We start from the raw sequence: 9,433 nt of genomic DNA on the forward strand, positions 1-9,433 counted from the left end.
TTATTATATAACTTAATATTTTTGTTTCTAGTCATACCTGTTAAATAAACGTGGCCAATGATCCTATTTTTCATAAATTCTATCGACGAAAAAAAGCATGCGACTGCATGCTTCTCATTACTCAGTTTTTATTGGTGCGACAAATGATTTACCTAGCTTGCTACTGGTAAGCGGTGATTTTCTTCTTTTAAATGATCGGCTGACGCTTGACGTGCTTTTTCGCAATTACCTGCCATGATGGCTTCATAAATCTGACGGTGTTCATTGATGCATGTACTCCCTTCTTCCGAAGAGTGAACGATAAAATTAATAAACATGGTAGTGAGAATGTTACCAAACGGTAAGTAAAAATCATTGCCAGTGGCATTAAAAATAAGACTATGAAATTTCATGTCAATATCAGTCCAGGCTTGCTGGTTAAATTCTACGGCATCAGAAATTTCAACCATTTTTTGAAAAATTTCTGACAATTCGATTCGTTGATCTGCCGTTGCAAACTTGGCCGCTAAAGCACAAGCTTCAGGTTCAATTGCACGACGTAAGCCTAAAAATTGAAAACAGAATTGATCGACGTCTGCTAAACCATCCATCCACTCAATCAACTGAGAGTCAAGAAAGTTCCAATAGGCACGGTTTACCACCCGGGTACCAATCTTAGGCCTTGATTCCAGCAGCCCCTTAGATGTCAAAAGCTTAACAGCCTCACGTAATGCAGTACGACTGATTCCAAATTGCTCACACAGAGACATTTCCCCCGGGATGATGGACCCCTGAGGAAGATCACCGGACAATATCCCACGAGCGATCTCTCGTGCGACTTGAACATGTAAGCTACGTTTTGAACCCGAAATTGAATTAAAAGTACTCGACATATCTTCACTTATTATAAGTTTATGTATTATTTAAGCCTAACTATACCACCTAACATACACGTGACCAAATTGACAATCACATAACGTGAAATCTATATAAATATTGGCTTTCCCGTATTGAAATTTACTCTCAACGCTACTAATAAATCAACTGTAACCATCATCACTATGTTCATATAAATTAACACTATAGCCCATATTCATATGAACATAGTCACAAAAACCAATGTTCTCTCTTAAATGACGGTCATCCCTATCACTTATCGGACATCATTCTATTGACTAACAAACATACTATTGTATGATAATTATATAAATCGTAACCGCACTAACATCATTCGACTCAACACTGTTGTGGCCTCTACACAGCTATAAACACAGCTATCGACATCATTTCATGTCTCATTTTTCTTAATATAGGTATTTACATGTCTGTTTTTTCATTGGTAGAAGATTCAAGTCGCCGAATTCATGTTCAAGTCGCAAGACAAATTGCACGTAAAATCTTATCCGGCGATATCCAAGAGAATGAAAAACTGCCGAGTGAGATGGCGCTTTGTGACATGTTTGGTGTAAGCAGAACCGCGCTTCGAGAGTCAACGAAGCTTCTTTCTGCAAAAGGGCTCATTGAATCTAAGCCTAAGGTTGGCACTCGTATTCGACCACGCTCACAATGGCATTTTTTAGACCCTCAATTACTCGATTGGATTCAAGATCTTGAAGATACTCAGCCTTTTTTGTCTCAATTTCTCGGACTAAGGAAAGCCATTGAACCCGAAGCATGTGCATTGGCAGCGATGAATGCATCCGCTGAACAGCGTAAAGATCTCTCGGTGCTGTTTCAAAAAATGACCATTGCAGCAAACCGTTTTGATTTTCACGAATGGACGCTCAACGACCACCTGTTTCATCAAGCCATATTTCTTTCGACAGGTAATCAGTTTTATGTCCCTTTTGGCAATATACTGTCAACCATATTCAAGCAGTTTATTAATCACTCCGTAGAGGGGGGACGTTTCTGTTTGGAAGAACATAAAGCGATATATGAGGCGATTATGAGTGGTAACGCAAGCGTTGCACGCACCGCATCCATCACTTTACTTGATGATGAGAATCAAAAACTGGCTCTCGCTGCTTATCGTTAATCCTCAATAGAACACTTCACGAATAGGAAACATTTCCACTCATCTTCAATAACTGAGGCAACATTGTGTCTTCTCAATCCTATGTAAAAAAGAACCTTTCTCTGGCTTGGCCACTAGCACTTAATGCTTTATTAATGCAATCCATGTTGATGATAGACACACTTTTAGTCTCTCCCCTCGGGGAGGTCTCTTTGGCGGCTATGGGGATTTCCAGCACCATTGTGGCTTTTGTGTTGGGTATTCAAATGGCGCTGGCGAATGGAACTCAATTGGTATTGAGCCGTGCAGTTGGCTCAGATAAGGAGTCAGCTGTTACTAAAGGGGTGTGGTCGGGAATGATCATTAATGTTTCAGTAGCGGTATTTTTTTGGCTTATAATCTCCCTATTCAATGACTCTCTAATCAGTGCCTTGACTAGCAATGACGTATTACATCAAGAAACCAATGCCTACCTGGGATTTTTTAAACACGTCATTATATTCAATGCGGTGACTCAAGTAATTATTGCCCTATTCAATGCATTAGGCCGAACTAAGGTCCCGTTCAAAGGTTACCTTATTGAAATGCCGATTAATGCCGTGGCCTCTTATTTCCTTATTCACGGTACATCCACGTTTGATGGCATCGGCGTGCAAGGTGCGGCAATCGGTAGCTTGCTAGCCATCACCATTCGCTTTGTCTACTTAATTCTCTGTGTGAAATTCGACCATTCAATAACATTGTCAAAATCGACTATTGCTTCATCACTGAAGCGAAATATTATCAACCATAGTAAAGAAATTTTTCCTGTTGCGGCCAATGTTACAATGTTACAAATTGGGGCAACCATCTATATGTTACAGTATTCACAACTTGAGCTCAGTGCCTATGTAGCAATCACCATTGTGATGCCTTGGATCAAAGCAGGTACACAATTCATCACAGCCTGGGCACACTCTTCAGCCATTACCATTAGCCAAGCTATCGGATCTCGTCAAATGTCTAATCTGCGCAAAAACGTAGACACGAGCATTGATATGGCTGTCGGTATTTCATTTATATCCGCGATCTGTTTTTTGCTGCTCAGTCTTACCATTGACAAGATATATTCTGACTTAGACACTGCGACCTATCACGCACTTTCCATCATCGCTCCACTCTATATCTTTTTACCCATAGTGAGAGGTTACAATACGGTTCATGGTCATGTGCTCAGAGCGTTAGGTAAAACCACCTCGGTTTTTAAAATTAACTTTACTGGACAATGGCTCATTTCAATACCGTTATGTAGCGTCATTATATTTGGACTGGATGGATCTATTTTTTGGGCATTTGCAGTTCAGCCCTGTGAAGAAATTCTTAAAATGTTGCCTTTTCGATATTTAGCAAGAAAATCCCTCAAGGAATTTGACGCATCAAAAGCGAACAAATTAATGTACGACTAAACCTACAATTATATTTAGACATAAAAAGACCCCCAATAATTGGTGTCCAACTATTGGGGGTCACTTCAATTCAGCGGTTTTTTTACAACAATTCATACTAAATATTGATGGTTGTAATGAATTACTTCTCTAATGCAGTAAAGTAATCAAAGATAACAGGGACATCATTGTGACCAAGACCTGCATCAACTGCTGCTTGCAAACTCTTAGACGTCCCTTCTGCGATGAGCGATTCAGTACCTAGCTCTTTAACCAATTCAAGAAAATAACCAAGGTCTTTATTTGCGTTTGCAACAGAGAAACCTAGCTTTTCTTCACCATCAACAGCATAGAACTTGCAGAATTGCATAAACGGAGAATTAGAAGGACCCGCTGACATGATGTCAAACAATTGCTGTCCGTCAACACCTGCAAGCTTAGCAACGGCAAACGCTTGAGACATAGTAGCAACCGTCGTCATTCCCATGAAATTATTCACAAGTTTCGTTACGTGGCCTGCGCCAAGCGCACCGAGGTGGAATACATTTTCACCTTGCTCATCAAGCACCGGTTTGACTTTATTAAATGTCTCAATATCGCCCGCAGCCATGATGTTTAGAAGACCATCTTTAGCGTGTGCTGGGGTGCGACCAAGAGGGGCATCAATCATACCTGCGCCCTTGACAGCAAGAGCAGCACCAATCTTCTTAGTCGATGCAGGAATAGAAGTGCCGAAGTCAACTAGAACGGAGCCTTCTTTGATACCCGCAAGGATACCCTCGTCACCATATACAATTTTTTCAACAACAGCAGAAGTCGTCAAACAAAACTGAACAATGTCACTTGCCGCGGCTAACTCTTTCGCTGAAGTGAACGCCGTTGCATTACCGCGTTCAGTAACACGAGCCATCGCGTCTTCACTAAGATCCATTACATTTACGTGGTAACCGCGTGTTTGTAGGTTTTCAACCATGTTTCCGCCCATAAGACCGAGGCCGATGAAACCAATAACAGGTTTAGTCATGCTTTACTCCAAATATACTATTGTATGATTATATGCCAATTATAATAACCGTCTCTTGGTTTATTAGCAATGGTTTTTGAACGTTCATCTGTGATGTAATGCACGGTTTGAGATAAGATAGGAACTTGCATTGTGCTTATATTCATGGTGACCGTGTTTCAAATGCATCAGGCTATTGAGACAACATTTACTAAGGTCTACGTTACAACATAAACTACAGGTTTTGTATGATAAATGTGACTCAGTATAAGCACGTAAACATGAAAAAACCGAGTAACTCTTTTGAATCACTCGGCTTCAGCTGATGTTCATTTTAAACGCCGACTAGGTCGGCCTTTTACGGTTAATGTGAAAGGAGTTTAACTTCTCTGTAGTTGAGAGAAAGCGCCTTCCCAAGCGTAGGTCTCCCCAGCAAACTCAACCGTATGAATATCTTGCTGCGCGTCTTCAACTTGGTTTGAGATACCATAGTGATAAGTGTTGCCAGAAGTAGTCTGAATGCGAACAACAGTCCCGACACGATTATGGCCCACAACAGAAACAGATTTAACTAGACCACGAGCACCTACAGAAGCTTCGATAGACTCGTTAAAGTAACCGTGTGTTTCTAATACAGAAGCAAACACATGATTTTGACCAGATTGACGTAATATAAGTGCAGGTTCACTCTTAAGGTTGAAGTCTGGATCGTTAGCGCCAGTGCGAGCGAAAATGACTTCGCTACCTCTATTGGCACTTGTTACTAGGCTGTAGTAGCTGCTGTCGTGTAGCCAACTCACTAATGAACCTTCTTCGTTTATTTTTCCTGAAGCCACGTTCCATAGGTGCTGATAACCATTGTCCTCTCCTAGCGGCTTAAGCGAGTTTTCTATGTTGTAATCAAAATCCGTACGGATGATCTGACCAGAGTGGTGAACGGGCAGGTCATACTGATGCTCAGCGTCAGCTTCAATGCGGTATACATCAATCACTAGCGGCTTCTCGAACTCAGCAATTTCAGCAAGAATGACGCTGCGTTGCATATTAATGCCTGTATAGTACTCCGAAATAGTACCGCTCATGCCTTGTATAGACTCGTCATCTGCGATGAAGAAGTGCTTCTGTCCAAATTTCGACTCAGCAAGCGCTGTATCGAAATTGTTTTGAGTTTTCTGATCTACTGTGACCGTGTTATGCGCAACAGTTTGTTTGCAGTAAGACTTGTTCTCCGGGATATAACGACCACCGAACTTAGGCTCAACGTTTACCCAACGACCGAAGCCGTAATCGTGCAGCACTTCGTGGCCTCGGTTAAATACGCTCAGGTGTAGGCCATCGTAATGTCCGTGGTCTAGTGCAGAATGGTATTGGTGGTCTGACCCATGTTGACCAAACCAGATCAACGCCATGGTGTCATCGTCTTGCTTGTCACGGTGACGAAGAATGCTTACTCCGCCTTTTTCGCCTTCAGGACCATCGGTGACGAACAGGCTGCCCCAGTTGAATGCTTTGATGTCATCAGCTGCATCAACAGCGTCAGACAATGTCTTACCAGAAACGTGAACCCAAACATCTTGTTGGTGATCAGCCATGCCAAGCAAAGTTTCAGTCTGCTCGTAACGGTGGTAACACACAGATGTTGCCATAATAACGCCTTCATCGTTGATAGAGATTGTCTTCGATGAGTCGTTCAGAGCGGGCAATGTGCCATCAGGGAATGCCGTTTTGAATACAGCGTAAGACGTTGTTTTGATCACTGAGTCGTTGAATTCATAAATACCAATTTCTGGCTGACGACGTTCAATCGCTTCTGCGAACAGATAAATTGGACGCAGAGAGAATCGGTGGTAATAAGGACCTTCCATGTAGTAGCCGTCTGGCGAAAACAGTTGGTCAAGTTGTGCTAAGAAACCGCCACTTACTTTGTCTAATTTCAAGCCGTATAACGCTTTATCTACAGACTCTTGGTCGTTGATCGCATAACCACAAATACCTACCGCTGCCACAGCCCATAGTCCGTGATTGTGTACGATATCGAAATCGTGTGCGTAAGTCACAACGAACATTTCGATCATTTGCTTCAGAAGATCATCTTCAATAAGACATTTTTGCTCTTCGGAGATTGTGTGGTAAATGCAGCTGTACGCACAAGAAGCGTAAAGCATCCACATGTTCTCATTCAATGTTTGATGGAACAGCTTACCTGGTGGGTTAGAGTCACGGCTTACATTGCTTTCAAGTGTTGGGTATACCGTCGCATACGCTGTTAGCATATCTACGATGTAATCACGGTACTTTGTTTCCTCAGTGATCAGAAATAAACGGCCCGCTAGATCCATATGGATGTAGTTTTGTTTGTGACGGTTATGCTCGTAACCGCCGCCTTCTCCATGACCAGGTACTTCAATACCCGCTTCAGCCATGTAAGCGTCAGTTTGTTTAATATCACGAGTTAGTGCGTGACCTAATAGGCTATCCTTGCCAAGTTCTTTACGAAGCTCTGTGGCTTCTTCGAAGTTAAGTAAAAGTGGTTGATAGCTCATTATTATTTCCCCTGCTCTGCAGTGTTTGCTACTAAAGTTGTTTCTACCGAGTAAAAGCCTGTCCAACAATATAATTTGCCGTTCAATTCTACGCTGTGTTCAGTACTATCAGTCGCGCCACGTTGGTTGCTGATCATCACTGTCACATTAGATTTTTCTGTCGTAATCTCAATGACTGAACCTACACTCGTGTGAGCGACAACGTTGATGTTTTTCACAACACCACGTGCACTTACAGATTGCTCGAGTTCTTCGTTAAAGTAACCGTGTGTTTCTAGAGCAGAAGCAAACAGTGTTGTTCCACCCTTGCTACGTAGAATGAACGCTGGTTCTGAACGTAAGTTGAAACTTGGGTCGTTTGCGCCAGTGCGAGTGAAGATGATTTCTTGGCTCTTATCCGAAGAAGAGGCGTTTGAGCTTGTTCCTAACCACGTATAGTACGTATTGTTTTGTAACCAGCTTACTAGCGCAGTGCCAATAGTTTCACCACTTGCAACATTCCATAGGTGTTGATAACCATAGTCACTACCAAGCGTATTTAGCTCTTTGTTCGTTTGGTATTCAAAATTAGTGCGAACAATTTGGCCTTCATATTGATGAGAGTAGTCAAACTGGTGCTCACCTTCGCCGCTTTTTGAAGAATCTAAGCGGTATAGGTCTAACAATAGCGGAGATTCAAGTTCTTCAAGATTTAGCATGAACACGCTGCGTTGCATGTCAAAACCTTCGTAATGATCGTTGGCAAATGCACTCATTCCGTTAATGTTCTCGTCTTCTACTTTGAAGAAGTGAGGTAAACCATGTACTGAGTCAGCACGTTCAACGTCAAAGCCGTTTTGACATTGTTCATCAATCGTTACTGTGTTGTGAGCAATAGTTTGACGAGCGTAGGATTTATTTTCGTCTAGATAACGGCCACCGAACTTTGGTTCAATGTTAACCCAACGACAGAAACCGTATTCACGTAACACTTCTTGACCGCGGTTGAAGAAAGAAATACCCAAAGTGTCAAAGTTACCATGACCCATGCCATGTTGGCCATAGTTCATAACAAGTTGAGAAACATCGCCTTTTTTATCCTGCATACGGATAAAGCCTTGTGCCCCATTATCCCCCTCAGGGCCTTCGTTCAATTCAGCACTTGGCCAAAAAGGCACGCCAATTTCTTGTTCATCTGAAGCCGCTTCGTATGCTTTAGACAACTCAAGACCACATGAATGCATCCACACTGCGTCTTGAATTTTCGCCATACCAAGAATGTTTTTATCAACGCCGTTTTCAAAAGAGTAATGCTTGCTGTAAACACTGACTGCAACCTGTACGCCCATGTCTGTGATGCCCATTGTACGAGAAGCATCATTGAGAGCCGGAAATTCGCCATTCGGGTACGCCGTTGCAAGCATTGCTTGAACGGTGTTACCAATCACGCCGCCTTTGTAGTTATAGATATCAACTTCAGGCATATGACGGTGAATCACTTCTGCGAATACGGCGGTTGGACGAATCGCGTAGCGGTGGTAATAAGGCCCCTCCATGTAGTAACCAGAAGGTGCAAACAGTTGAGAAATTTGTGCTAAGAAGCCACCCGTGTCGTTACGGTCAATGCCGTATACTGACATTTCAAAGTACTCACGCTTGCCTATCGCTAGACCACAGATACCCACTGCGGCTACAGCCCAAATACCGTGGTTATGAATACGGTCGAAGTCGTGTGCATATTTAACCGTGAACATTTCTAGCATTGGTTCAAAAATACGAGACTCAATGTGATCACGTTGTTCTTGTGTCATTGTTGAAGCAACACAAGAGTAGGCTAAGCTTGTGAACATTAACCAGCAGTGCTCGTTCAGAATTTGATGGAACAAACGACCTGTTGGATTCGTGTTTTTCTGTTCGTGATAATCAAACGTTAGATATTTGTCTGCGTACACCTCTAGTAATGTTGTAACGAAGTCAGCGTACTTTTCCTCTTTGGTGATTAAGAACATGCGACCTGCTAAGTTCATGTAGGTGTAATTTTGCTTGTGGCGGTTATGTTCGTAACCACCCGCTTCTCCGTGACCTGGAACATCAATCGATAAGCGCATGAACGCATCTAAGTCTTTGGCATTCGCCGCAATGGTCTTACCCATTAAGCTTGAGCAGCCCACTTCTAGATGAAGTTGCTCAATTTCTTCTTCAGTGAACAATACTGGTTTAGTTGTCATATTCTTTGTCACCCTCAATAAAGAGTTTATCTGTTTACACTTTGGTTAAATTTCCCAATTGCACATAAAGTAATACAATATTAACTTTAATCATACCTATTCATCGCAAAATGATGATCGGAATCACACTGCACAATATAAGCCATTGATAGATCTAATTAATAACAAGTACGGGGAGTATGTTAAGTTATTGATTTATTTGTGCCACATAAAGTATCATTTGATCAATATCACACATTTCTAGATATATTGTATTACAA

The 9,433-nt window shown here is 42.0% G+C and carries 6 protein-coding genes; 2 read left to right on the forward strand and 4 right to left on the reverse strand.

The window, feature by feature from the left end:
- Window positions 1–152 precede the first annotated feature (152 nt).
- Window positions 153–872 carry a FadR/GntR family transcriptional regulator gene (locus L4C32_RS19435; RefSeq protein ID WP_428198550.1) on the reverse strand — a complete coding sequence of 240 codons (720 nt, stop codon included), beginning with the start codon at window positions 870–872 and terminating at the stop codon, window positions 153–155.
- Between the two features lie 428 nt (window positions 873–1,300).
- On the opposite strand from L4C32_RS19435, the gene L4C32_RS19440 reads away from it, so the two are divergent.
- Window positions 1,301–2,017 (forward strand): FadR/GntR family transcriptional regulator, encoded by a 717-nt coding sequence (locus tag L4C32_RS19440; RefSeq protein ID WP_428198551.1) that lies wholly within the window; start codon window positions 1,301–1,303, stop codon window positions 2,015–2,017.
- Window positions 2,018–2,151: 134 nt separating this feature from the next.
- Window positions 2,152–3,441: an MATE family efflux transporter gene (locus tag L4C32_RS19445; RefSeq protein ID WP_428198555.1), complete on the forward strand. Its 1,290-nt coding sequence runs from the start codon at window positions 2,152–2,154 to the stop codon at window positions 3,439–3,441.
- 121 nt (window positions 3,442–3,562) lie between these two features.
- Here L4C32_RS19445 and L4C32_RS19450 read toward each other — a convergent pair whose 3' ends face one another.
- The 3 genes from L4C32_RS19450 to L4C32_RS19460 form a co-directional block, all read right to left on the reverse strand.
- Window positions 3,563–4,444, reverse strand: a complete 882-nt coding sequence (locus L4C32_RS19450; RefSeq protein WP_428198552.1) for an NAD(P)-dependent oxidoreductase — start codon at window positions 4,442–4,444, stop codon at window positions 3,563–3,565.
- A 359-nt stretch (window positions 4,445–4,803) separates the two neighbouring features.
- Entirely contained in the window at window positions 4,804–6,966 is a 2,163-nt protein-coding gene (locus tag L4C32_RS19455; protein ID WP_428198553.1) for a heparinase II/III domain-containing protein, read from the reverse strand.
- Between the two features lie 2 nt (window positions 6,967–6,968).
- Window positions 6,969–9,173 carry a heparinase II/III domain-containing protein gene (locus tag L4C32_RS19460; RefSeq protein ID WP_428198554.1) on the reverse strand — a complete coding sequence of 735 codons (2,205 nt, stop codon included), beginning with the start codon at window positions 9,171–9,173 and terminating at the stop codon, window positions 6,969–6,971.
- Window positions 9,174–9,433 lie beyond the last annotated feature (260 nt).

It is taken from the genome of Aliivibrio kagoshimensis (genome assembly GCF_050337105.1).
Classification (GTDB): domain Bacteria; phylum Pseudomonadota; class Gammaproteobacteria; order Enterobacterales; family Vibrionaceae; genus Aliivibrio_A; species Aliivibrio_A kagoshimensis.

Bases quoted from the DNA above. Each gene is read 5' to 3' on its own strand.
- L4C32_RS19435 (WP_428198550.1), bottom strand. From the start codon at position 872: ATGTCGAGTACTTTTAATTCAATTTCGGGTTCAAAACGTAGCTTACAT.
- L4C32_RS19440 (WP_428198551.1), top strand. From the start codon at position 1,301: ATGTCTGTTTTTTCATTGGTAGAAGATTCAAGTCGCCGAATTCATGTT.
- L4C32_RS19445 (WP_428198555.1), top strand. From the start codon at position 2,152: ATGCAATCCATGTTGATGATAGACACACTTTTAGTCTCTCCCCTCGGG.
- L4C32_RS19450 (WP_428198552.1), bottom strand. From the start codon at position 4,444: ATGACTAAACCTGTTATTGGTTTCATCGGCCTCGGTCTTATGGGCGGA.
- L4C32_RS19455 (WP_428198553.1), bottom strand. From the start codon at position 6,966: ATGAGCTATCAACCACTTTTACTTAACTTCGAAGAAGCCACAGAGCTT.
- L4C32_RS19460 (WP_428198554.1), bottom strand. From the start codon at position 9,173: ATGACAACTAAACCAGTATTGTTCACTGAAGAAGAAATTGAGCAACTT.